Origin of the sequence: Marispirochaeta aestuarii (assembly GCF_002087085.1) — a bacterium.
GTDB lineage: Bacteria > Spirochaetota > Spirochaetia > JC444 > Marispirochaetaceae > Marispirochaeta > Marispirochaeta aestuarii.
This window is the reverse complement of record NZ_MWQY01000013.1, coordinates 78,581-102,386: the sequence shown is the minus strand read 5'-3', so window position 1 is coordinate 102,386 and position 23,806 is coordinate 78,581. Positions and strand designations below refer to the sequence as shown.

15 protein-coding genes and 1 tRNA gene are annotated in these 23,806 nt (G+C 56.4%); 7 read left to right on the top strand and 9 right to left on the bottom strand.

All coding sequences use genetic code 11. The features are described from left to right. Window positions 1-51 precede the first annotated feature (51 nt). The gene (locus B4O97_RS12715; protein ID WP_096348890.1) at window positions 52-1,302 is read left to right on the top strand and encodes a UPF0164 family protein; all 1,251 of its coding nucleotides are present in this window, start codon (window positions 52-54) and stop codon (window positions 1,300-1,302) included. Here B4O97_RS12715 and B4O97_RS12710 read toward each other — a convergent pair whose 3' ends face one another. The 3 genes from B4O97_RS12710 to B4O97_RS12700 all read right to left on the bottom strand — a co-directional run bounded on the left by B4O97_RS12710 (window position 1,303) and on the right by B4O97_RS12700 (window position 6,085). Next, the gene (locus B4O97_RS12710) at window positions 1,303-2,088 is read right to left on the bottom strand and encodes a hypothetical protein (RefSeq protein ID WP_083051346.1); all 786 of its coding nucleotides are present in this window, start codon (window positions 2,086-2,088) and stop codon (window positions 1,303-1,305) included. A 69-nt stretch (window positions 2,089-2,157) separates the two neighbouring features. Further along, the gene (locus B4O97_RS12705) at window positions 2,158-3,057 is read right to left on the bottom strand and encodes an ankyrin repeat domain-containing protein (protein ID WP_158084284.1); all 900 of its coding nucleotides are present in this window, start codon (window positions 3,055-3,057) and stop codon (window positions 2,158-2,160) included. Beyond that, the gene (locus B4O97_RS12700; protein ID WP_083051342.1) at window positions 2,984-6,085 is read right to left on the bottom strand and encodes a helix-hairpin-helix domain-containing protein; all 3,102 of its coding nucleotides are present in this window, start codon (window positions 6,083-6,085) and stop codon (window positions 2,984-2,986) included. Before B4O97_RS12700 ends, B4O97_RS12705 begins: the two co-directional genes overlap by 74 nt. Window positions 6,086-6,117: 32 nt before the next feature. On the opposite strand from B4O97_RS12700, the gene B4O97_RS12695 reads away from it, so the two are divergent. Further along, on the top strand, window positions 6,118-7,668 hold the full coding sequence (locus B4O97_RS12695) for a hypothetical protein (RefSeq protein ID WP_143305686.1): 1,551 nt from the start codon (window positions 6,118-6,120) through the stop codon (window positions 7,666-7,668). Window positions 7,669-7,677: 9 nt separating this feature from the next. Here B4O97_RS12695 and B4O97_RS12690 read toward each other — a convergent pair whose 3' ends face one another. The 5 genes from B4O97_RS12690 to B4O97_RS12670 form a co-directional block, all read right to left on the bottom strand. After that, complete coding sequence (locus B4O97_RS12690; RefSeq protein WP_083051339.1) at window positions 7,678-8,451, bottom strand: hypothetical protein; 774 nt, start codon at window positions 8,449-8,451, stop codon at window positions 7,678-7,680. Window positions 8,452-8,532: 81 nt separating this feature from the next. Then, a tRNA-Met gene (locus tag B4O97_RS12685) sits at window positions 8,533-8,605 on the bottom strand. Between the two features lie 73 nt (window positions 8,606-8,678). After that, on the bottom strand, window positions 8,679-11,378 hold the full coding sequence (locus B4O97_RS12680; RefSeq protein ID WP_083051337.1) for a hypothetical protein: 2,700 nt from the start codon (window positions 11,376-11,378) through the stop codon (window positions 8,679-8,681). A gap of 49 nt (window positions 11,379-11,427) precedes the next feature. Further along, window positions 11,428-12,678 carry a PilZ domain-containing protein gene (locus tag B4O97_RS12675; protein ID WP_158084283.1) on the bottom strand — a complete coding sequence of 417 codons (1,251 nt, stop codon included), beginning with the start codon at window positions 12,676-12,678 and terminating at the stop codon, window positions 11,428-11,430. Between the two features lie 32 nt (window positions 12,679-12,710). Continuing rightward, the gene (locus B4O97_RS12670; protein WP_143305684.1) at window positions 12,711-13,361 is read right to left on the bottom strand and encodes a hypothetical protein; all 651 of its coding nucleotides are present in this window, start codon (window positions 13,359-13,361) and stop codon (window positions 12,711-12,713) included. Between the two features lie 76 nt (window positions 13,362-13,437). Between B4O97_RS12670 and B4O97_RS12665 the strand changes: the two genes are divergently transcribed. Further along, window positions 13,438-14,760 (top strand): HD domain-containing protein, encoded by a 1,323-nt coding sequence (locus B4O97_RS12665; protein ID WP_083051333.1) that lies wholly within the window; start codon window positions 13,438-13,440, stop codon window positions 14,758-14,760. A 69-nt stretch (window positions 14,761-14,829) separates the two neighbouring features. Beyond that, entirely contained in the window at window positions 14,830-15,273 is a 444-nt protein-coding gene (locus B4O97_RS12660) for a hypothetical protein (RefSeq protein ID WP_083051331.1), read from the top strand. Here B4O97_RS12660 and B4O97_RS12655 read toward each other — a convergent pair. Beyond that, entirely contained in the window at window positions 15,270-15,557 is a 288-nt protein-coding gene (locus B4O97_RS12655; RefSeq protein WP_083051329.1) for a DUF503 domain-containing protein, read from the bottom strand. The genes B4O97_RS12660 and B4O97_RS12655 overlap by 4 nt on opposite strands. 93 nt (window positions 15,558-15,650) lie before the next feature. Between B4O97_RS12655 and B4O97_RS12650 the strand changes: the two genes are divergently transcribed. The 3 genes from B4O97_RS12650 to B4O97_RS12640 all read left to right on the top strand — a co-directional run bounded on the left by B4O97_RS12650 (window position 15,651) and on the right by B4O97_RS12640 (window position 23,805). Next, on the top strand, window positions 15,651-20,225 hold the full coding sequence (locus B4O97_RS12650; protein ID WP_083051328.1) for a hypothetical protein: 4,575 nt from the start codon (window positions 15,651-15,653) through the stop codon (window positions 20,223-20,225). Between the two features lie 126 nt (window positions 20,226-20,351). Then, window positions 20,352-21,695, top strand: a complete 1,344-nt coding sequence (locus B4O97_RS12645; protein ID WP_083051326.1) for a hypothetical protein — start codon at window positions 20,352-20,354, stop codon at window positions 21,693-21,695. Window positions 21,696-21,705: 10 nt separating this feature from the next. Then, window positions 21,706-23,805, top strand: coding sequence for a FecR family protein (locus tag B4O97_RS12640; RefSeq protein ID WP_083051324.1), 2,100 nt, complete (start codon window positions 21,706-21,708; stop codon window positions 23,803-23,805). The last annotated feature ends 1 nt before the right edge of the window (window position 23,806 follow it).

Sequence of the window (23,806 nt, the reverse complement as noted above, 5' to 3'; positions counted from 1 at the left end):
AAATATAGTATTCTCCCGGAATTGGTGGTATATTCGCAAAAGGCAGCTGCTATGCAGAGAACAATCATGCTGAGGGCTACAATATTTCTCCTCCTTCTGACTGTACCTTTTTCCGCTTCGGGAGAAGGTTTTTTCGACAGTTATTTTGACTTTTCCGAATCCTTTGCAGACCCCAACACCGGCCTGACGGTCTTTCCCATCCTCCAGATTCCCATAGGCGGACGCTACGAAGCCATGGGAACTGCCTTTACCGCACTGGCAAATGATTTTTCCTACCTCGAAGCCAATCCGGCGGCCAGTGCTCTGCTGGACAGAACCCAGATAGCCCTGGCCCATAATGCGTGGATCGCCGATACATCCATCGACAGCGCCGTCTTTACCATGCGCAACGAGAATCTGGGCTACGGTTTCGGTGGAAAGTTCCTGTACGTACCCTTTACCGAATACAATGACTGGGGAGACACCCAGGCCAGCATCTACTACTCCGAGACCCTGGCTACGGCGAATATCTCCTATAACTTCTTTTCCAGCTACGATTATGAAGGTCTCGCCCTGGGGGCAAATTTAAAAACAGCCTATCGTCATATCCCTGAGGTAATTGAACCGGGCCAGTCAGCCTTCGGATTACTGGCCGATATCGGACTTCTGACCCGCTTTAATTTTATGAAACCCTATGTTGCCCGGGAGAGTAACTTTGCAGTCGGTCTTGTGGCACGTAATCTGGGAATCAGTACGGACGGAGAAGCGCTTCCCACAGAAGCGTCCCTGGGTATAGCCTATTCACCCTTCAGACCCCTGACTCTGACGACGGATTTCAATTACCCCTTCAGTCTGCAGCCTGATGTTCCTGCGGAAAACTGGTACATTGCCACGGGCATGGACCTGGCGGTAACCAATTTCTTCTCCCTGCAGAGCGGATTTCATTATCGCGGAGGCAACCCGAGGTTCTCCCTGGGAACTGAACTTCTGACCAGCGATATGGCCTTCAATATCAACTATACCCTGGGTCTCGATACCCAGGTGTCCGCTCCCCTGGACCGGATTAGTGTGGTAGCGTCCATGGATCTGGGCGACCGGGGACGGTATGCCCGTCAGCAGATGGTGGAAGAGCAGTACATAGCCGGGCTTGAAGCCTATGCCCGGGGCGACCTTCGGCTTGCGGTCCGCCACTGGCAGGCTGTTCTGGAACTTGATCCGGATTTTACCCCGGCGTCGGAGAACCTTGATACCGTCCTTACCAGCCTTCGACTCCAGGAAGAACTCACGGGTATCAATACCCTGCTGGACGACGAGAACAGCTGATCAGCCTTTGTTCGAGGAACTTTTAATCCCGTGATACACGGCAAAGAGGGACAGATCGATCTTCTTTGCAGAAAACTGTCTGCTCAACGATTCTATCTCCCGCTTATCGTTGCCCCGTTTGGCCCTGAGGAGGGCGCGGATCTTCTTCTCCTGCCGCTTAAGCTCCCTGCTCCCCAGCTTCTGTTCAATATAGCGGGCGAGCTGCGAAGCTGCTTCTGCATTCAGATGGGCATAGAAGCTGTCGGTGGATAGGATTATTGATTCCAGAACCTGCTGCGGGCTCCCCGTTTCGAGGCGATGGAGGTTTTTTTCGACTTCCCTGACAAACTGGTCTTCCTCAAAATAGATGGAATCCACCTTGCCCCGGAGTTCCGCCCGCTTTTTTGACGACCAGGCGGAGCTCAAATCACGGCGGGAAAGAAATACATAGAGTGCAGCGGATACTCCCAGGGCTACCAGGAGCTCATCCACCATCGGCAGGGGATCACGGATAACAAGACTCAGGAACAGGTATACCAGAAGGAAAAGGGCGGAACTGACCAGAAAACGGGGAATAAAACGCCGTTCGGCCACCCATACCTTAACGGCAGACTCCACCTTGCGATAGAGCTCGTTGCGAAACCAGGTAACAGCTTCGACCTTCGGTTCGTTACCATACAGACCGATAAGCTCGCAGCTTTCAAGAACAGGCATAACCTCGTTGGGGTCCTGAAAAGGATCCAGAAAGAAGGACCTGCCGTCCTTTCGTGAAAAATGGAACAGATAGGCCCGCCTCTGCTTCTCCATACGTCTTCAAGTTACTTCCGGCACAGCCGCTTGTCAAGATTCACAGTCGTGTCCCGGACCTTCGTCATGTCAGTGTTCCGTTGATTCCCGGGTGCTGCGGGAATCCATCAGGCTGAGGAGTTCCCCGTGCCGGAAGAGCTTCGCATAATCGTAGGCCGACATACCAAGGGAATCACGGATATCAAGGGCGGAACCTGCCTTTATCAACAGCGCGGCGATTTTCAGATTCCCCTGCCCCACGGCAAGAATCAAGGCTGTCTGCCCGTTACGGCTCGTAACATCCAGACCGGCGCCGGTACGAATCAGGATCTCGGCGATTTCCAGTTCTCCCTCAGCAGCGGCATCCATTAAAGCTGTATTGCCCCGGTCTCCGCTTTCGGCATCTATATCGCAGCCCCGGGACAGCAGGTATTCCACAAGATGCCGGTGTCCCCCCCGGACTGCGAGGGAAAGCAGGGGTACCCCCCGGCGGTTTCGGGTATCCGCGGACATTCCGGAGCGCATAAAGAGTTCCACAGTCTCCTGTTCGCCCGCAGCCGCCATCCGGGCGAGATCTTCGGGATGATAAAAAAGACCCGCCGCTGCCAGGGCCTCCTTTGCCATGCGGATATCCTCAGACTTCTCCCAGGACTGCTTTTCCTGCAACCAGTGACGTATCATGGCCTCGGCATCGGAGACCGCAGGGAAGTCGGAAAAATGGGGAGGAAGACCGGCCATACTGAATATCAGCAGACCGCGGCTGGAGCCGCTGCAGAATCCTGCCAGATAGTTGAACCAGGGTGCGGAGAAATCGGGGTTCTCCGGCAGGACCATGAAGTGGGTGCAGGAATCGATCCAGATGCCGACCCGCTTTTCCCAGCCGCTGTAAACATGCAGCAGTTCCGCAGAGACTCCCTTATCGGACAAGAGCTCCAGAAAAGTCGCTCCCTCCGTTTCCGTCGAGGCTACGCAGATTATTCCAACTTTCATGTTCCAGGCTGCTCCTGGGCCAATATTGACACACCTGTTTCGGTGAATCAAGGGGAGCAGCGTCCAGAGGCTCCAGCTCTTCCACCCTGAGCTGAAAAACCCCGAACTCCTGTTCCACCGTACCGGTAACCAGAAAGGCGCAGAATCTGCAGATACGGGGATACAGACGCCGGTAGACCTCGGGAAAAAGCACGGTCTCATAAATTCCCTCCAGGTCCTCGAAACTCAGGAAACACATCTCTTTTTTTGTCCTGGTCCGCACCTCCTTGCCGGTAACGAGAACCGAAGGTATGGCGATCCGTTTTCCCGGGAACTCCGGAATGCTGCCCGAACCCGTCAGAATAACATCACAATCGTACATCCCCTCCGGAATCCGAAGAAGTTCCGCCGGATGCCGGCTTACCAGCAGTCCCAGGGTCTCCAGCTCATCCTGCAGTTTTACCTCTCCGGGGTAATCCCCCAGGGATGCCGGGGCTGCAGGTGCAATAAAGAGCTCGGGATGCTTTGATACGTGAAAATAGTACCAGAAAAGTCCCGGCCGGTGTACTCCGGCAGCGATTCCGTCCAGGGAACCGGAACGGATCAGTCCGCGGATATCCGGCAGCGGAGGATTGAGGCGCATAAGAAAATCCTGAAAATCGGCAAAGGGTCCCCGGCGGTGGCGTTCATCCAGAAGTTTCCTGATAAAGGAATCCTCCACCCCCTTGAGCTGAAGAAGTCCGGTTCTCAGAGCACCCCCCGGGTACTCCCGGCGCTCTACCGTATAGGGCCCTGCGCTCCGGTTCACATCCGGCGGAAGGAGGGGAAAACCCGCCCTGGAGAGGGCGTTGAGATAGACCTGCCGGGAATAGAACCCCCCGCCGTTGTTGATGACGGCGCAGAAGAACTCCAGGGGATACCGCGCCTTGAGCCAGGCCAGGCGGTAGGAGACCAGGGCGTAGGAAGCGCTGTGGGCTTTGCAGAAGGAATATCCTTCGAAGGAGAGGATCCCTTCCCAGAGTTCCTCCAGCACCTTCGGGGCGACCCCCCGGCTGCGGCCCCGGCGGATAAACTCCTCGCGAAAGGCCGGCAGCCGAAGGGAGCGGTCCTTCTTTGACAGTACCTTGCGCAGGCTGTCCGCCTCAGCAGGGCTGTAACCGCAGACCGCAATGGCCACCCGGGCAACGTCCTCCTGGTAAACCATGATGCCCCGGGTCTCCGCCAGAACCTCATCCACCGCCGGATGCAGGGAATCATGAACCGCTCCCCGCAGTCGCCGGAGAAAAGCATTGATGTAGCGGTTGGCGGCGGGGCGGATAATGGAACTGGCGATAACGAGATGGGGATAATCGCCGCACCGCATCTTTTTCAGAAGCTGCCGCGTGGCTGGGGACTCCACGTAGAAGACCCCCAGGGTATCCCCCGCTTCGATCATCTCCCTGGTACGGGTATCCTCCAGAGGATTGAAGCTGCTCCACTCCAGGGGAGGCTCCCCGGCCCCGGCCCGCAGGGGAGCGGTCAGGGTCAGTACATCCCGGAGCACCCCCAGGGACCTGTTTCCCAAAAGATCGATCTTGACCAGCCCCGCATCCTCGGTTCCCTCCTTTTCCCAGGCGATCAACGGCCGGCCCAGGGGAGAAGTCCCGACATGGGTATAATCGGTTATGGGTCCGGGACTGATTACCACCCCCCCGGGGTGGGTTCCAAGATGCCGGGGGATACCGAGAAGCCCTTTGGCGGTCGCCTCGAGGTAGGGAGGCAGTCCGGATTCCCCCATGCGGAAAGCTTCGGCGAGGGGCCCTATATCCGGTTCAGGCAATCCGAAGGCCCTGGCGGACTCCCGCAGCGCCGACCGGGACCCGAAGGTAACATGGTCCGCCACCATTCCCGCCTGCCCGGCATACGCAGCGAAGACGTAGTCCAGGGTCTTTTCCCTTTCGTCCCAGGGAAAATCCACATCTATGTCCGGAGGATCCATGCGTCCCATATTCAGAAAGCGTTCGAAAAAGAGGTCACAGGCCAGAGGGTCAACATGGGTTATCTCAAGAAGGTACGAAACAATGCTGGCGGCGGAACTTCCCCGTCCGCAGGTCCGGGGACAACGGGCGACGATGTCCTGCACCACCAGGAAGTATCCGGCAAAGCCCTTGCGCCTGATGATATCCAGTTCGTAGTCCAGGCGTCGGCGGACGGCAGGGGTCAGAGATCCGTAGCGTCGGCGGACACCCCGCATGCACAGGCCCCGGAGGCGCTGATACTCCTCCTCGGGCCGCATGCCCTGAAAGGAGGGAAAGACGTAGCTGTCCGGAAAGAGGGACGATGCGGCGTCCCCGGCCAGCAGACGGGCCTGATACAGGGCATCCGGCAGGGAGGAAAAAAAGGCCGCCATCTGTGCGGGGGAACAGCGCCGGCGCCATGCGGGGGGAAGCCCCTCCTGTTCTGCTCCCCGGTTTCTCTGAATGCTGCGGTTCTCGTCGATGGCCCGAAGAATACGGTAGAGCCGCCGTTCTTCCTCCGTTGCGTAGAGCGCCGCGTTCAGCGCCAGGGGAGGAATACGCAGTCTCCGGGCCTCTGTCAGCATCGCGCGGAAGGGCAGGCCCCAGACCAGGGCAGCGACAAGACCGCGACGGCTCCTTTCCAGCAGCCGTGGAAAAAGTTCCGGCCGGAATACCGCCACCCTGCCTCCCTCCCAGCCCTCCTTCAAAAGGAGCTCCACGGGGTCTGAAGAAGAGTCGGCAAACCGGCTTATCAGGCGGTTGAGGCGGGCAAAACCTTCCCGGTTCAGGGGATAAAAGGTAAAGAGAGGGAGAGAGTCCCGGGATGAACCGGGAGAGGCGAATTCCACCCCCGCCACAGCCTTGAGATTGTAGCGCCCGGCGGCCCGATACAAGGCGGGAAGCCCGTACAGGTTTGCCCTGTCCACCATGCCGACGCTCTCCGCACCCTCCTCCGCGGCCCTGCGGCAGATATCCTCCGGCGACAGAGGTCCCGCCAGCAGGCTGTAATGGGAACGGCAATGGAGTGATGGCAGAGGAGTTTCCCGCTTCATATACTTAACATTAGTTTAGTATACATCGATGCGTGAATCAAGCTGTTGCTACCCTCTTTTTCAGCGGATACAATGGGTTCATGCCGGAGTACTTGTGGATGCTGCTTCCCCTGCTTCTTGTTCCCCTCTGCATGCGTTTCGCCGTGGTGCAGATTGTTCTTCTGCTGGCCCGGCGGCACCTGCTTCCCCGGCGGCTCAGGGAAATGGAAGCAGGATGGAAAGAGGCGGAGCTCGCCAGCTTCAGCGCAGCCGAAAAGACCGTCCGGGCCCGCCTGACGACGCTTTTTACTCCGAAATACGAGATTGCCCGGGACATCCGGGAGATACTCCTCTCCCTGCAGGAGATCCGCACCGGCCCGGATGGGGAAGCCCGTGACCAGCTGCGCTTTTCCTTCAGTGTCCGGAATGCTGCGGAGGTGGCCATGCTGGCCTTTTCCGATATCTACGCCGACATACATCGCAGACCCCTCCTGAGAAAACTCTACGGAACCCGCCTGAAATGGCTCCTCCGGGCGGGGAACATCAGCCGGGCCTATTCCCGTATCATGGGTCTGCCGCTTATCCGTCAGCTTTCAAGAGTCCGGCTGCTTTTTCCATTACTGCGGATCGCCCTGATCCCCCTTGTCGGGCTTCCCATGCTGATTCTGTATCTCGTCCGCTCCATGATAACGGGCATTCTTTTTGACGGAAGCTTTCGCTATCTCTATGCCCTTGTGCTTTTACGGATAAGCTATTACGGCATTTACCTCTACGGAGGAGAAAATCCGCTCATCGCCGGTCGCATACAATCCCTGAAAAAAAAGGAGATAATCAACGCAGGACGCAGGCTGGAGGAGATCCTTAATCCGGAGAACTGGGATGAGCAGTCCATACTTTTTGAAGAAGGCGCCCAGCGGGTCAATGCGGTGCTCCGGGATCTTGGGATCGAGACGGACCACCATATCGAGGATGCCCTTAAAAGCGGGGAAACCCGGAGCAGACCGGGCGCCAGAACGGGACGCATACTCAGAAGACTGAAGAATGCCGCGGTTCTGGCGGCCCGGCGGCAGGTTCTGAGTTCCCCGGGGAGCTCTCCGGGTTTCATCGAGGGGATCAAGGCCCTCTGGCAATCCGCGGCAGAACACTATGCGCCGCAAAAAGTCCCGTCCTTTGAAGAGCTGCGACTCAGGGAGATAATTGCCGGCGGCTACTTCAGCTCGGTCCTGCTGCTGTCCCGGCTCTATTCCGCCCCGGGTATCAGAAGCACCCTTGGACGAATATCCTTGGAATTTGCGGTACGGATCAACGAACTGACGGAGGATGAACTTATCAGGGGAATCTTTACCGGCGCCCGCCGCGGCTTACGGGTTGCCGGTATTGCCGGCAGGATCCGCCGTCTGCAGAAAACCCTGAAGGCGCGCTACCATCCTGCGGCTCTGGCCTTCAGCTTTGTCAGCCCCTTTGCCCTGGCCCATATCGAGACAAGCATACGTACCGCCATATACCACCGGGCGGCACGGCTTGTGTTGTACCTATGGGAGTCGAACCAGCTGGACAGAGCTCCTGAGATCGAGGAAGCCCTTATTTCCCCGGGGCCGGACTAGGCGCGCAGCTTATTCCTTCCAGGGAAAGATCATGCCCTTAAGGCTGCGGGGACCCAGCTTTTCCCGATCCTCCTGGACAAGTACGGCCCAGGGGATACGCTTCCGATCAGCCCCCGGATTCTCTTCAAGATAATCGTACTTGTAGAGGCGCAGCTTGAACGCGACCTGATGCCAGAGGAGAATCGCGGCAAAACCGGGAACCAGAAAGGCGGTAAAGCCCGAAATCACCAGCAGGAAAAGACTGCCCAGCCCCAGGAACAGGGTAAATCCCGTATTGTCGAAAAAGAGCAGGACCGACTTTTTCAGGGATTTCCCGATATTTCTCTCCAGACGACAGTAAAGGGGCCAGTAATATTGGCTTGCAAGCCACCAGATAAAACTTGTCCAGAAAAGAAGGGAAGCCACTCCCAGGCCGATAATTCCTCCGATATTCATGTAAAAGGGAAAAATCACGGAAAAAAGAACGACCTGAAGGATAGCGATGCCGCCGATCGCCAGTGAGGGTATCAGATTATCCCTTATGTATCGGGGAAGGGAGCTTATGGATACGGAACGAAAATCCGACATCTCCTTTGTCATTTTAACCGCCCCGCCGAGATAGACTGAAAAAAGCAGGATTCCCAGGGAAAGGCCGAAAATCGACAGAAAGGGAGAAAAGCTCAGCAGAGACGGCAGATAAATGACGACGCCCAGCATCAGAATGAAGCCGATGTTAATCAACAGCAGTAGAAAAAGATTATCCCAGATATCAAAAAAGGTTTTTTTAATGCAGAACCCGAGCATGGGAGACTCCTCAAAACAGACTGGGTCCATGGTATACGGATAAAAAAAAACCGGCAAGTCCAAAAAGGAATTACCGGCCGTTAGTGGCGAAGGGACTTGAACCCCTGACCGAACGGATATGAGCCGTTTGCTCTACCGACTGAGCTACGCCACCTCTAAAAATGTAGCGGTACTATAGCAATGCAAAGGGCATGTGTCAAGCATCCTCCCGAGAGTTTTTCCCGGTTTCACGCCAGTTTCTCATTCCTTGCTATATCCATCAGCATCCTGTTCCAGTGACTTTTATTAATGAAATCCAGCCTGGAAGATACATCATCGATGACCGACCCGATCCGCTGCAGGTACTTCAAGCCCTTGCTTACATAGGTTATCCGTTCCAGGGATTCATTGTGGGTATCCTCGGGAATAAGAAGGGCATGAACCAGGTAATAGAAATGATAATAGGGATCGAGCTCGCCCAGTTTTTCTTCCCTGGTGATCTGCTCAAGTACCATACGACCGGCCTGAGGGTTTCCGCCGAGGCTCTCCAGGTACCAGCGAAAAGCGCTTACACAGTTGAAAAGCACCCGTCTTCCGTCGGGTCCGTGAAAGGCGCAGTCCTCGACGTTGCTGTAACCGTTCTGCCAGGTGTATCTGCCGAAACAGCCGACCGGCGGGGTTTCGATGCGGATAGTCCTTTCGCTGCGTCGGGCCAGATCCAGGGCACAGGGGATATCTCCCTCGAAGAGCTTTCCCTCCGCTGTGTAATACAGAACCTCCGCGGTTCGAGGAAGCTGTGCCAGAATCCCGGTCCCCTCCCGCAGGCGGCCGCTGTAAATCATGGAACGCCCCAGCCAGGCATAAAACAACTGATGGGGTTCTCCAAGTACCGTTGCAATGGAGAGGCATTTCCAGAACAGCTCCTCCGCAGCGGCATAACGTCCAAGGGTAAAGGCAATGCGGCCCTTGAGAAAGTGGGCGAACAGCAGGGAATCCCCGCGACAGTATCCCCCTGCGATACGAATACCGTCGGACAGCTGCCGATCGGCCCGGGAATAATTTCCGAACAAAAAGAGGGATATACCCCGTCGTATACACGATTCCATCCTGTCAGTCGTATTGGAGCAGGATTTGCTGGTTTCGTAGGCCAGAGAAAAGTAGTCGTTTGCCTCTTCCACTCTTCCCATGCAGAGCATGGAAGATCCAACGGAGAGCTGGGCACGGGCAACATGGCAGGGACTCTGTTTCTCCTGTACACGGAAAAGCACATTCTTGGCCCGACTCAGGGCGGAACTGTGGTCCCCGCGGAAAAGCATATTTCCCACCGAAACAATATCCACCAGGGAGTCGATCTCACTCTCATATTCGTCTTCCGCCCCTGCGGTATCCTCAGGTTCGGCGTACGCAGTTTCCCGTCCCATAAGGAACCCGGCGATACGGAAAAGACGCCTGTGCCGCCCTTTCAGCAGGCCAAAAACGCTGAACAGTACCGGAAGCGACTTATCGCCCCCAAATCCGTAAACCACCCGCAGAAGAGGAACGAACAGGGAAACGGCGTGATCCGGAGAGAGCATGGCCGCAATGGCGGCGTATTCGAGTCCGAAGGGAGCCGGATTCATTCCACCGGAAAACGAGAGAAGTTCGTTTATTCCCCTCCGCTGAAAATCTTCACGGGACAAGCGGTACGGCAGCTTCAGAAGGGGAAAGAAATACCTCCACGTTCTGAACGCTCCGCCGGAGGCGACAAGTTTCGCGAAAAGTGTATCGATCTTCTGCCTGGGGGAACCGGTCCTGTACAGACAGCTCAGAAGATCGGCAGCCGGCAGAAAAGGGGCAAAAAGTGCTGCAGCAGAGATGCTTTTCTTCTCGTCATCCTTTAGTCCCGAGTAGAGCCGATACAAATCCGTCTGCCTTCCCTTGTGCGGAGCCCGTCGGAACTCTGTAAAATTGCAGGATGATCGCTTATAACGGGGCGGACGGGCTCCCAGAAGCAGACAGAACAGAATGCCCCGCTCATGCAGAGGGGCCAGAATACCTTCCACTATACGCCGGGCGACACGGTTCATTCTCTCCGCACCGGTCAGCAGGACAACGGGAACAACACCCCGCTTCCTCGCTCCCCCGGCGTAGGCGGGAAAAGTCCTGCTCAACCAGGAGAGGGCATCCTGCTCGCAGAAGAGATCCTCTCCCCGGAATAATCCTTCTCCCAGCTCCCTCCACTCTTCCCGTGATTCTTCCGGTACCTCAGAGGCAAGCGAGAGATCCTGACCAGGGCCGAAGGCCCCTAGAAAGGCCCCGCAGGGTGAACGCCAGGGATAGTTCAGATCTATGAGAGGCAGGTTCTCCGCCTCTCCCGCCTCATCAGCCACGGAGACTGCCAGACGATACTGCTCGGCGGGGTTGAGGGAATGTATAAAAAAGGGCCGTCCTTTCCGGCGGGAGTCCTTCCAGGACTGAAAGATCTCATGTATCAGAGCGAGGTTTTCACCTTCTGCAAAACCATGAAAAGGCTGCGCCTTTTCGGCGGAAGCATCGCTGATTCCGGTTACCCTCAGCAGCGGTCCGCTGCCCTCGGTGCAGACAAACGGCATAAGCACCTCGTTGGCGCTTTCCGTCAGGGAAAGGGAATCAAGCCCGGGGGAGAGAACACTCCACTTTCCATCGGGATGTATGCTGAATTCCTTCGAAGGAGAATAATCAACCCCGATGAAGAATCCGTGCAAAAGCAGACGCTTTTTCAGAAGCTCCTGGTAAAAACGATAAAGACCTTCCACCAGATAATCCGCCGCGATATCCCCGGCCTCCAGGACCAGGGCCGCCCCCTCGACACGGAATGCGGACAACCCGGGATAGAGGGAAGAAAAGCCCTCGGAGACCTCTCCCATCAGACGGGCCTTCATTTTTCTGAGAAGATAAAAATCATTCAGCTCCAGAATAATGCGAAACATTTTCAACTACATTTTCGGATCAATACAGCGAGTCCTTGATACGTCCCTGCTAGGTGAAGGTAAGTTTCGGCGGTTCTGCGCCGCCTTCCCACAGCTCCTCGTCTTCCGGGGTCAGCTCCCGCCCGTAAATTGAATCAAAAAGAAAGCGAAAATCCTCCGGCTTCAGGTCCAGAAACTGACATCCGTAATAAGTCTGCTTGTTATCCTGATATTTTCTCATAATGCGGGAACCGATAACCATCTTCCTCGGTCCCATACGTAAAAACAGATCAAGGTCGGTATAGAGGACAAGCCGTTCATGAAGCTCCCGGGACGTATGAGTAAACAGGAGTCCAGAGGCGGAGATATCGAGGATCTCGGCTGCATACTCCCCTTTCTGCCTTTCAATATTATCGAAGTAGGCGTGATTTTTCAGGGCATATACGAGCACCTTTGAAAACTGGTAGAGATATTCAAAAACCTCTATTCCCAGGGTGACATGCTCCGACCAGACATGAATATAGCCGATCACATAATCGTGATAGATCAGGGGGCAGTAGATTACTGCAACGATGTCCTTATCCGACAGCTGGGAAAACCTTTCATCCAGTTCGGCTTCGCTGCCCAGGAGCTCCGAGAGATTGATATTGTATTCCGGAGCCAGAGCCTGGGCCTTGGTGAGGATCCTCCCGGACATATCGGGATCTGTTTTCGGTACCCCCGCCTTGATGGGGGAGACAAACAGCGACTTTCCGGTGCGGGTAATTATCTCCTCTTCCCAGCCCTTCGGCCCCCGGTCCCGGAACATCTGAATCCGGTAATTCGCCTTGAACTCGCTGATCTTTTTAGCAGCCCCCGCCATCAGTTTATCCAGTGATTCCTGGGGAAAAGCATCCCCGTAAGCGGGCTGTTCCGCCGGGTTGTACTCTTCCGTCTTGGGAAAGGTAAGTTCGTAGGTGATATTCTCCACCGCAAAGCTGACCATTGTTCCCGGCGGCAGGGCAATGCGCTCGTATTTTCGCTGCAGGTTCTTTATCATTTCTCCGGGGATTTCTATACTCAGATAGTCGTCGGCACTCTTTACGCGGCTGGGAAAAGTCATTACGTGTCCGAAGTAGGAAAAAAATACGCGGATCTCCTCTTTGGCGGAGAAATCACTCCATCCCTCCGTATCATTGTACAGAACCAGTACATCCTCTTCGATTCTGAGCACAATGGCCTGGCGGGTTTTCTTGTATCCGTGAACCCTGAGGGATATCTTCTTTTCCGCCACATTATTCAGTACAAACTCTCGCTCCACACGGCCTACGGGGGTTCCCATCATTTTTCTCCTGTCACTTCGTTTATCCGGTATCAGTATACAGTATCCGCCAGGGGAGGCGGAATCTCCATGTTCGGGTACGGCTTTTCCAGTCTTTTCTCTATCCCGAGATCCTCAAGCAGATACCTGCCATCCTCCCCGTTCCGGGCCCTCACAAACCCGATTACCATGCTGTCGTTCCAGAGAGCCTTGAAACGGGTATTCAGGGCCCCCTCCCCGTCGTCCGCAGAGACGCGAAAGCCTACAGGCTGCCGTTCAAACTGTTCGGACTGACGGTTCAGATGTGCGCGCCATTCCGGAGCCAGGTACTCCCCAGGCAGGTCGCTTCCAAGCAGTACAAGGCAGGAAGCAAGACCTTCAGGTATCCGTCGCTCAAGGCGTCCGATCTCGTAGTCGAAAACCTCAGGACTCCTGAGGGAAAATCCCGTATCATCAACAGCAAAAAAAGCAGCTGAAACCGTCCTTGCCCGGCTTCGTTCTTCGGAGGACGAACTCCTGCGCGGCTCCTGCGGTGGCGGAGGAGGCGTCGTTTCTGACTGAAGTTCAGCGATCTCAGCCCGTTCCGCCGCGGAAACCGACGCGGTGTCGGGCCGTCCTTCGTCGGCACTCCGGTTGCGGCTGCATCCCGAACCAAGAAGGCCTGCAAGAATCACGATAAGGAACATGCCATACAGTCTGTCCATCCTCAAAATGGTATCCCCATAGCCCCGGTTCTGTCAAACACACTGGACAGAAGGAAAAACCCCGGAGTAGACTGTTTTGAGAAAAAAGGGCAGCTCTAAAGGAATAAACGTGGGAATAGAACAGCAGACTCGTCAAAAAATCCTTGAACATCTGAGCAGCGATTACACCGAGGCCATCCGGGATCCCCTGTGGCAGAACATCTATCTGACCCCGGCACTGAAAAAACTGATCTCCCTGGGGGAGTTCCAGAAACTGGCGGGCATCCGTCAGCTGGGCCCGGCCTACCTGGTGTATCCAGGGGCCACCCATACCCGTCTGAACCACAGCCTCGGGGTTTTTCACCTTGCCAAGCGGATAATCCGTCACATCAGCGTCGACCGGCGAAGCCCTCCTGTCAGTCTCGAAGGGGTCAAGGCATTTTTATGCGCCTCCCTGCTCCACGATCTGGGACACTTTCCCTATACCCATTCCTTCAAGGACCTTCCCCTGCTGGATCATGAAGTCCTCACCGGACGGCTGGTCATGACTCCCCCCTTCCAGCGGGTGCTGCGGGAGGATGTGGGGGTGGAACCCTATGTGGTAGCCGCCATTGTGGATGAGGGGATGGATCATCACAACAACGGAGAGATCCTCTTTTTCCGCAGGATTCTCTCCGGAGTGCTGGACCCGGACAAGCTGGATTACCTGAACCGGGACGCCTTCTTCTGCGGTGTTCCCTACGGCATACAGGACACGGACTTCTTTATCGACAAGATCATTCCGACAGCCTCCGCCCTGGCCCTGGATGAACGGGGACTCGGTTCCGTGGAGAGCCTGCTCTTTGCCAAGTATCAGATGTACCGCAGCGTCTACTGGCACCGCACCGTACGCATTGCCACGGCGATGATAAAGAAAGCGGTGCTTCTGGGACTGACGGAGAACGACCTCGACCAGGAGGCGCTCTACGGCCTGGACGACGCAGGTTTCTATCGGACCCTGGCCATACGGGAGAGAAGCTACTACCAGCTGGCCAGAATGGTCTTTGAACGCCGGCTCCTGAAAACCGCCTTCGAATGCCCCTTCGATCCCCGGCTGCACAAACAGGCTACGGACCTGAATGCCCGGATGGACCTGGAAAACCGCATAGCTTCGATTCTGCGGGAAGAATACGATACGGGGATTGAAGCCTGGGAGGTGATTCTCGATATCCCTGAGCCCATATCCTTTGAGGTGGATCTGTTAATCTACCGGAACGACAGCTTCCTGCCCTTCGCTTCCAGCGGATCGGTTTTTTCAACCTCCGTGGTTGAAGGATTCACCAGGTCTCTGCGCAAGGTCCGGCTCTTTCTGCCCCCCGGCATCGCCCGCACTGCAGCCCCGTATATACCGAAAATAATGACCGGCCTCTTCGGAGAATGACAAGCGATCAGGGACTCGCCTTGAAGAAGGGACCAAAAGATACTACAGTAGCCCCAATGAGAGACAGCCATGAAATACTCTAAACTTATGCGCGAACGGATTCAACGGGTAAACGTACTATTCAAGGAACTGGGCTACGAAGTCTTCGATAACTCCGGGGACGAGGCCTCCTACATCGCCGGATTCGAGGGAGGTGACGGAGCCGCCGGAGAGTTCTACATCGACATGGACAACAAGTTCCTCGAGATAGCCTACACCTTCGCTTTTCCTCCGGAAACCTCGGAATTCCTTCAGCGCCGCCTGGTGGAGATGCTGAAAATCTGCTACGAATTCGGATGCTATATCAATATCAGCAAGGAAGAGGAGATCTCCTTTTCAGTCTTCTCGAAAATCTACTTTGCGGGACTCAATTTCTACTCCCTCAAGGAGACCCTGAAGGACTTCAACCTCTGCATCGGCGCGGTCAAGGAGGCGGTGGACATCCACAACGAAAACGAGGACCAGGAAATTTAAAAACGTTCGCTGTGAACGGCGATGTTATGGACCCGCCCGGGTATGGTGTCTTCCACAAAATCGGCGACCCGCTGCATCACCCGCTCTCCGATCTCCCGGGAATTGGTGACATAGGCCGCGCCGATATGACAGAAGGAGAGGGAATCCTGCAGATCGATCTCCGCCACCGAAACCTTGTACTTCCTGATTAAGCGGTCCTTCAGGGACCGCAGGGTCTGGCGTTTCTCCTTCAGAGACGTCGCCTCGGGCAGTTCAAAGACCACCTGAATCATGGAAACTACCATTCTATTCGTAAATCCTCTACAAAACGGTCGGTGTGTGGTATTGTTTGCATCTATAGAGTAATGCAGGGAATAGATCTTAGCAAGACGACACTGATGCTGGTACTTCTCCTCACCTTTGCCGCCGCCCGGGTTGCCGTCGGCGAAGACTCCGTCCCGCTGCCGGAGGATGAAGCCCCGGAGGCGCTCTTTTCCACCAGTCTGGGAGATGCCGACGTCGATCTTTTTCTGGCGGGAAGCTGGAACATCTCCACCAGCCTCGGAGGCATCTGGGGAACTCCATCTCCCGAGACCCCCTCCGTACCGGGCTTCAGTTCCGGCTTCATGTTCAACCAGCTGCCGGACCTGACCCTCTCCCTCTGGCTCATGGAGCGTTATTTCTTTGAAAGCACCATAACCGGAGACTCCTCCTTCAACACCTACCTGCTGGGCTACGAAGGACGGGAGGGAGAGCTTGTCCGGCGGGTCCGCCTGGGAAATACCGGTACCGCCATCGATTCGACGCCTCTTATCGATCCGGGTGAACACCCCGAAGGCGCCCTGGGGGCCTCTGCCACCCTGGAGACCGAACGCAGCCGCCACGAACTCCTCCTTCGCTACCAGCGGACCTCCAGGGTAACCAGGACCTACGCAGGGACCTCGGAGACAGAAGAGGTGTATCTGAATCCGGCGGATTTTATCCGGGGCCGCTACTTTCTGCTGAACCACGAGGACATTGAAAACGCCGCTGTCTATCTGGAAGACAGGAACGGTGAGCTCGTGGACGGTGACGGAAGACGCTACACGCGGGCCTCCGACTTTGAGGCGGCGGTCTCTGCGGAGCAGGGCTTCGTGAGCCTCTCTGAGGCCCCGGCAGGGCGGGTTCTGATATACTACGAACAGGGAGGATCCGCACCCTATACTGCAGATCTGACTGTCGGGGGGATTCCCTTCCTGCTCCTCTACGAGGACGGAAGCCCCTCGGATCTGGAGTTCCTTGCGGTCTACCCCGCCCCCAATGCGCGTCCCGGTAAAACTGTGAAGGTGGAACTGCGCCCCTCCGGGGAGCTCGAGGCTGTGGCGGTCTTTACCGGGGAGTACGGGGCCGGTATCATCACCCTCCGGCAGGGAGCAAGCGAAAAAAAACCTCTGGAAGGCCTGCTGCCTCAAATTTACCCGGGAGCCGCCGGCTACGATCCCCTGGTGCCCTACATACTGCTCTACGAACGGGTTATCGGTACCGCCTCCATCAGTGTTCCCAGGAATGCGATACAGGGATCGGTGCGCGTCACCATCAACGGGCGAAACGAGACTCGTTTTACCCGCCTGGATGACGGCACTCTTGACTTTCCCTTTCCCGTGTTCGAAAGCGATACCGTGGAGGTCAGCTATGAACTTCCAGACGACGGGGCTTCCGGAGCTGACCTGCTTTTCGTCTCCACCAATACATTTCAGCCCTGGAAGAACATTCCCGAGCTGAGCCTCCGGGGAGACATCGGTGTCCGCTGGAACATGGACTCCCAGGGTTACAGTGAAGAGTATGCCGAGGCCCCGGGCAGCATCCTTGCTGCCGCAGGGGCGGACTACCAGGCAGAGGACTGGGGTATCAGCGTAAACGGCGGCCTTTCCGTGGGGACCCACGACACCCGGGGCTACCTGCGCCTGGGAGGCATGAACCGGGGAACCGTGGATTTCGGTATCAGCGGCCACACCCTCTTTCCCGCGGCACCGAGTACAGCCTTCGACCGGGCCGACCTGGGAGAGATGCCCTATACCGACTACTACCAGTACCTCTCCACCGGCGGCAGCACTTTACGGGAGTACGACTGGTCTCCCCCGGGAGAACAGGTCTATGCCTTTGCCGACGGGAATCCCATCGGTCCTTCCGTTGCCAAGGCGGAAGACGACGACATCGAAGGCATCGTCGCCGTAATTGATTACGATCTGGACAACACCGAATGGGTGGGAGCCCAGATAAGCGCCCCCGGGGGCAGTCTGGATCTTTCGGGGGCGGCGGGCATCTCCTTCAAGTACAGGCTCATCGGAGATGAGACCGCTGTCAACATGACTCTCCGGGCCGGATCGGTCTCGGAGGACCTTGACGGCGACAGGAACCTGGATGAAGAGAACGGTCCCTATGATTCCGGCTTTGCCTACACCCATGCTCCCACGGGTTACACCCTCTCGGTTGGCGGTGGAGGCGCAGGTCCTCGGGGGGAGTTCGGCAACGGGACGGAGGAGAGCGAGGACGCCGACGGTAACGGACTTCTCAACCGGGAGACGGATACCCAGGTTCTCGAACACTCCGTCAGTCTCCTGCCGGCCGGGCCCTGGCGGGAGGTCTACATACCCCTCTCCGGGACCGACCGGGCACAGCTGGCTGCAACCCGGGCCGTACAGATTCTTCTTGATGCAGTCGCCGTTACCAGCGGCAGACTGCTTGTCGGGGAGCTTCGCTTCCACGGAAGTTCCTTTGTCCCAGGCAACTCAGCATCCGAAACCGGGGAGGTTTCGGAATACGACCTCGACCCCGCTGAGGCTCCCGCTGTCCCCCTGTACGCCGCCTACGACCTGGTGGAAGACCGTTTCAATGACGGCGACGAGGACCAGAAGGTACTGCGCCTGGAATGGACTGGAACGGACGGAGCTGCCGTCGGCCCGGTCCCGGAGGTCCCCCTGGACTCCTACGAAACCCTGCGCTTTTACTACCGTCTTCACAGCCCGATTTCAGCCGATCTGAGCCTCACCCTGAAGGGGGATGAGGGAGAGTACCGGGTGGAACTGGCGGATATTGAACAGTCCTCTTCCTGGAGCGAAGTCAGTGTCAACATGAAAAGCGGCAAAGTCTCCGTCGAGGGAGGAAGCATCTCCTCGGCTGTTGTCTCGGGCAGTACAAACATCATCGCCAGACAGGCGACCTTCAGTATCGCGAACGCTGGCGGCGGTGTTGTTTTCCTCGACGAGCTCCATATAAGCGATCCCGTCCTATCCAGTGATCTCGGCGTCCTGAGCTCCGCCCGCTATTCAAAGGATGGAGATATTCTGAGGGTAAAGGGATTTCCCCTTTTTGGTAATTTCAGCTGGTCCGGAAACTCCCGGGTTGCCTCTTCGGGCTTCGCTTCCGGATTTACCCCCGCCGACGGCCGGGTCTACCGGGTCTATAACGAGGCCGCTTTCTCCAGCCTCTATTCCCGGGCCCGCCTCAGTCTCAACATCAGGGAGGATGACTCCGGACCCCAGGTCTCAGGAAGTCATACCATCACCATTCCGGAAGACGGTCCCCTTCAGATGGAAGACAGCTACACCCATGATCCGGTACAGGAGGACTTCAGTTTTACCAAACAGAACAGCCTGAAGCTGAACCTTACCGGGGCAAGCGCCGGGTTTACTTCCCGGGCCGCCTACAATGACGATACCCTCAGCCAGACATGGAAAACAGAGGCGGAGATCAACCCCTTCGAAGGTTTTTCCTTCAGCCCCCTCCTGAACCTTACCAACACCCTTGGCGACCCGGGGGTGGATTTCCACTCCTTCTACGGCGACGGATGGATCCAGGGGACCAGGCTGCTGATCTACCAGGAAGAGCTTTTGCCCACGGACCGCTCCTCCGGCCTTTTTCTTCCCATGGAAACCCGATGGGGAGACGACTATTCGGTAAGAATTCTTCCTTCAGCAGAGAACTCGCGTTATGGAACAGATCCCCGCAAGGAGCTGGACAGCATGGGGCTGGAACTGAATTTCAGCGGAGCCCTATTCCCCGAGAATTTCAACAGCCTCGATTATTCCCTGTATTACCGCCGGGATTTCAGCGGTGAATTCAGTCCCGGAGATACCCAAAAAGAGAAGGGGTTTTCCACAGATGCTTCGTCATGGGCAGATACGGCGGGAGACCAGGACTATTTTTTCTCCGCTCCTCCGGTAGTCGAGATCACCCGGGATTCCGCCCTCGGAGCCTTCCGGGACGGTACCGCAGGCTTTGATGCCGCCGACTACTCACCCGTAACGGGGATATCCCTGGAACGGCGGTTTTCTTCCCGCCTCATCGATCTGCTGGTCCCCTCCTATCTGGCTTTCGAGGTCAGCCGCAGCTATGAGCGCAGTTATGATTCGGTGACAAGCTCTCTTGGGACGGATACTACAGCCCGCATGACGGCTATCAATCTTTTCGGCAGCCTCGGGGCCTACCCTTTTTTCCGCTGGTACGAATCGGACCAGTTTTCCAGCAGCTTCCAGCTTTCCACCCACTATGACGACGACCTTGACTTTTCATGGCGCTACCGGAACGAGATAATGCTCTTCGGGCCGGGGCTGACCGAGTATGCCCTCAGCAATAATCTCAGTTTTTCCAATGAGGATGATCGCCCGGCCTGGAGCGGAAGCCTCAAGGCAACCTGGTTTCAGGCTATGGCTTTCAATTTTTCCCTTCCCCTGGGAGGCCTCAACATGCCCCCGGCGGACAAACACCTGCGGCATCGGGAAACGCTGGACTGGGAACTCAGCCCCGTGGAAGGGGAAACCTGGTCAAGGACCATGAGCATCAAACACGCCACGGGCATTACCTTCGGAGGACAGGGCAGCATCGAGGTCTACCTGGCCTTCGGGTTCAGGCATACCCCAATCAGCGGAAGCAACAGCGACAACCTGACCTATTATGCCCTGGAGACGGGTGTTGTGGGAGAATTCAGCTTCTGATTTCCGGATTCAGGAGCCCTGCGTGGGGCCGGGAATGTTCCGGGAGTAATTGTACTTTTACAAAAGTGAAGTATAATAGACAATGGAGTATTCGGACAAAGATAGTCGGATTAAAGGAGGGCATGAATGATAATTTCCAGCAGACTGAAACGTATAATTGCCATCATAACACTTTTTGGAGCCGCTACTTTCCTGACAGCCCAGGAAACGGAATCTCCTGATTCGGAGCCCTCCTTTGATTTCGGCCTCGGGATCGACCTGGGAGCGGTCAGTTTTCAGGAAGACGGCGAGTCTGTGGCCTATCAGCGTCTGGTGCTGAAACCCGATTTCTCCTACGGCAAGCTGGGCCTTGGGCTCTGGATTCCCCTCCATTTCCGCTTTACCGACAGCGGCGGCGAAATCCGGGAGGAAGACTGGGTCCTGGATGACGATGAAAATGTTCTCGAAAAATATCTGCCCATATTCAGTTATGTCCGCTACGGACAGAAGGGGGACGATTTTTACGCCAAACTGGGTTCCATCGAGGACGGGACTCTGGGGAACGGCTTTATCATGGGGGGATATGCGAATACCCAGTTTCTGCCCGACACCAGGATTATAGGGCTGAGCCTGGATGTGGACGGGGGGCTGTTCGGTTTTCCCTATGTGGGGCTTGAAACCTTCGTCGGGAACCTTGCCCTGGCGGATGTAATCGGCGCCCGGATTTACGCCCGCCCCCTGGCCGGGACCTCCCTGCCCCTGCTTCCCGAGCTTCAGCTGGGGACAACCTTTGCAGCAGACAGGATTCCCGATGCCCAATACGATTTTATCTCCGGAGAGCCGGACATGGTACAGATGTTCGGGGTGGACCTGCGACAGCCTATCCTGGACAAACCGACAGTAAGTCTCGCGGCCTTCGGGGACCTGGTTTTCCAGGACGAGGCCTACGGGGGTATGGTCGGGGCCGGCGGCCGGCTCATTCGGTACATCCTGTACGGTGCCCAGCTCCGTTTTCTGGGAGAGAACTTTGTTCCCGTCTACTTTGACGGGCAGTACGATCTTTACCGGGAAGAGAAATACGCAGTGTACAACGGCGATATCGATATTCCAGCCTACGCCGGATGGTACGGAAGCCTCGGTTTTTCCTTCCTGCAGGATACAGTGGTTTTTCTCACCAGTGTGGAGGGCGGCTTCGGCGAACCCGACCAGGATATCGAGTACCCCCAGGTCAATGCCAGCCTCTCCATCGGCGAGGGCCTTCTGCCGGGGATCTACTTTGACCTGAGCTACAATAAACGTTACATCAAGGGGCTGGACGACTTCTCCAGGCCGGAAAACACCGTGCTTGGAGCGGACCTGAACTACAAGACGGGAAATGCCCTGATAACCCTGGGATATACCCTGCGTCACAACCCGCTTTCGGCTGCAGCCGGAGAGGATCCCTGGATTACCACCGCGACCCTGACCACCTCGGTGGACTTTTCGTTCTAAGGAGGACGGTATGAAGAATCTGCTGCTTGCTGCATCAATAATGCTCCTCTTGCCTCTTGTCATGTTTCCCCAGGAAACGGAGGAACCGACAGCGGTACTGGAATATTTCGGAGATGAGTACGAGATCCAGGTCTTTGACATAGACGGCAACCGCATAGAGGAAATCTTCTACGGCATGGATCTTATGCCCGGTGACCGGATAAAGACCGGCCGGACCGCCGCAGAGATCCGTCTTGATCCCAATGGTTCCATCATTCGCCTCTCAAGCAATACCGAGTTTGTAATAGAGAGTCTGCAGAAGGATGAACAGTCCGCCAACGAGTTTACCCTTTTCGGCGGCAAACTGCGGGCCATCGCTGCGAAATTCGGCCTTTTCAAGCGCAACAACTACTCCATCCAGACTCCCTCGGCAGTCGCGGGTATCCGGGGTACCGACTTCGGCCTCGAGGTTATACCTTCCGCCTCTGACAGCGCCTTTGTCTTTGAAGGAGAGATTGACTATACCAGCCTCACAAGCGGAGAATCCCTCAGACTGGGAGCCGGGCAGTTTGCCGACGCCCTGGCACCTTCCTTTGAGGCCCTTGCCTTGAGCACCGAGAACTTCGCGGCCCTCTACCGGGACCTGCAGTTTGAAGCCCTTGTGCCGGCGGAAGTACCGGGGTATCAGCCCCCCGCCGTCGAGACCGGCAGCGATTCAGAACCTGCTGCAGAGCCCGAACCCGAACCGGAGATCAGTGAACCCGCCGAAGAGAGCGCCTTCATGCGCTACCTTTCGGAGCATCTCGGAATGGAGATCGGTACGGTCACCATCGACGGGCTCACCTTCTCGAAATTCATTCTGCAGCCCGCATTCAACATCGGGGATTTCAAACTTGGTCTGTACCTGCCTATCATTTACAATACCGACCTTTTCGATCCCGAAGACTGGTACAAACCGGACGACAACTACGAATGGTCCTTCGGTACGGACCAGGACAACAGTGCCGATGCCGCCCGGGACGCCCTGAAGGACCTGGTACTGAAAATCCGTTACATTGAATACGGCGACAACCGGGACCCCTTCTTCCTGAAGGCCGGAAACGTCAACAATGTGACCCTCGGCCACGGCATCATCATAAACCGTTTTGCCAATGACACCGACTTTCCCGCCATTCGCAGGGTTGGTCTGAACACCGGATTCAACGCCGATAAATGGACCATCGAATCGGTCTTCAACGATCTGGCAGAACCGGAGATCATGGGAGGCCGCATCGGCTATCGCCCTCTGGGACGGACTCTTCCCCTGGGTTTCGGCATCTCCTCGGTGACAGATATCGCCCCGGCAGCTGATCTGGACGACAAGGCGGGGGATCCCCTCTTTCTGCATACCGCCCTGGATACGGAGTTCCCCCTTATGGAACGGGACAACTTCTCCCTGGTCGGTTTTGCCGACATCGGCACCATGCTTCCCTACTACCGGGAGGATTACACGGGAAGCTTTGGAACAGTTTCCGCGGGATGGCAGTCCGATTTTATCTATGACGATTCCGAGGACAATCTTCTTGAGCGGCTGCAGAACTACGGCTGGGCTTCCGGCATCTTCGGTAATCTGTCCATACTGAACTACCGCCTGGAGTACCAGTACAACAAGGGACTTTTTGCCCATGGTTTCTACGGTCCCACCTACGAGAGACAGCGGGAACAGTATGCCCGGGACCTTGGTGAGCTTATACCCCTCTCCTCCTCACTGCAGGAGGTTACCCGGGGGATCTATGGCCAGGCGGGATTCGAGCTTGAAAACCTGCTGATGCTTGAAGCCGGCTACCGCTGGGCCTGGGACGATGAGGGATTCGACGATACGGCGGACCTGTTCCACCTTATGGCGACGGTTCCCCGGATACCCTTTATCCCGGTAAGCGCTTCCCTGGGAATGGACACCGTCGGTTTTGTGGACGGAATCGAAAGCAACAGCCTTTTTGACGAGCGGACCGCCCTTTTCGGAGAATTGGTCTACTCCTTCGCCCCGAACCTGCAGATCGCCGCAGTGGTGACCAACTTCGTGAGCGAGGATGAGGCTGGAAACAAGGAGGCGGACTTTGCAGTTTCAATCGAAACGAGGGTCAGCTTCTGAT

Coding starts and splice junctions, on each gene's coding strand:
- B4O97_RS12650 (WP_083051328.1), top strand. CDS start 15,651: ATGCTGGTACTTCTCCTCACCTTTGCCGCCGCCCGGGTTGCCGTCGGC.
- B4O97_RS12655 (WP_083051329.1), bottom strand. CDS start 15,557: ATGGTAGTTTCCATGATTCAGGTGGTCTTTGAACTGCCCGAGGCGACG.
- B4O97_RS12675 (WP_158084283.1), bottom strand. CDS start 12,678: ATGGGAACCCCCGTAGGCCGTGTGGAGCGAGAGTTTGTACTGAATAAT.
- B4O97_RS12660 (WP_083051331.1), top strand. CDS start 14,830: ATGAAATACTCTAAACTTATGCGCGAACGGATTCAACGGGTAAACGTA.
- B4O97_RS12690 (WP_083051339.1), bottom strand. CDS start 8,451: ATGCTCGGGTTCTGCATTAAAAAAACCTTTTTTGATATCTGGGATAAT.
- B4O97_RS12715 (WP_096348890.1), top strand. CDS start 52: ATGCAGAGAACAATCATGCTGAGGGCTACAATATTTCTCCTCCTTCTG.
- B4O97_RS12710 (WP_083051346.1), bottom strand. CDS start 2,088: ATGGAGAAGCAGAGGCGGGCCTATCTGTTCCATTTTTCACGAAAGGAC.
- B4O97_RS12640 (WP_083051324.1), top strand. CDS start 21,706: ATGAAGAATCTGCTGCTTGCTGCATCAATAATGCTCCTCTTGCCTCTT.
- B4O97_RS12670 (WP_143305684.1), bottom strand. CDS start 13,361: ATGGACAGACTGTATGGCATGTTCCTTATCGTGATTCTTGCAGGCCTT.
- B4O97_RS12705 (WP_158084284.1), bottom strand. CDS start 3,057: ATGAAAGTTGGAATAATCTGCGTAGCCTCGACGGAAACGGAGGGAGCG.
- B4O97_RS12645 (WP_083051326.1), top strand. CDS start 20,352: ATGATAATTTCCAGCAGACTGAAACGTATAATTGCCATCATAACACTT.
- B4O97_RS12680 (WP_083051337.1), bottom strand. CDS start 11,378: ATGTTTCGCATTATTCTGGAGCTGAATGATTTTTATCTTCTCAGAAAA.
- B4O97_RS12700 (WP_083051342.1), bottom strand. CDS start 6,085: ATGAAGCGGGAAACTCCTCTGCCATCACTCCATTGCCGTTCCCATTAC.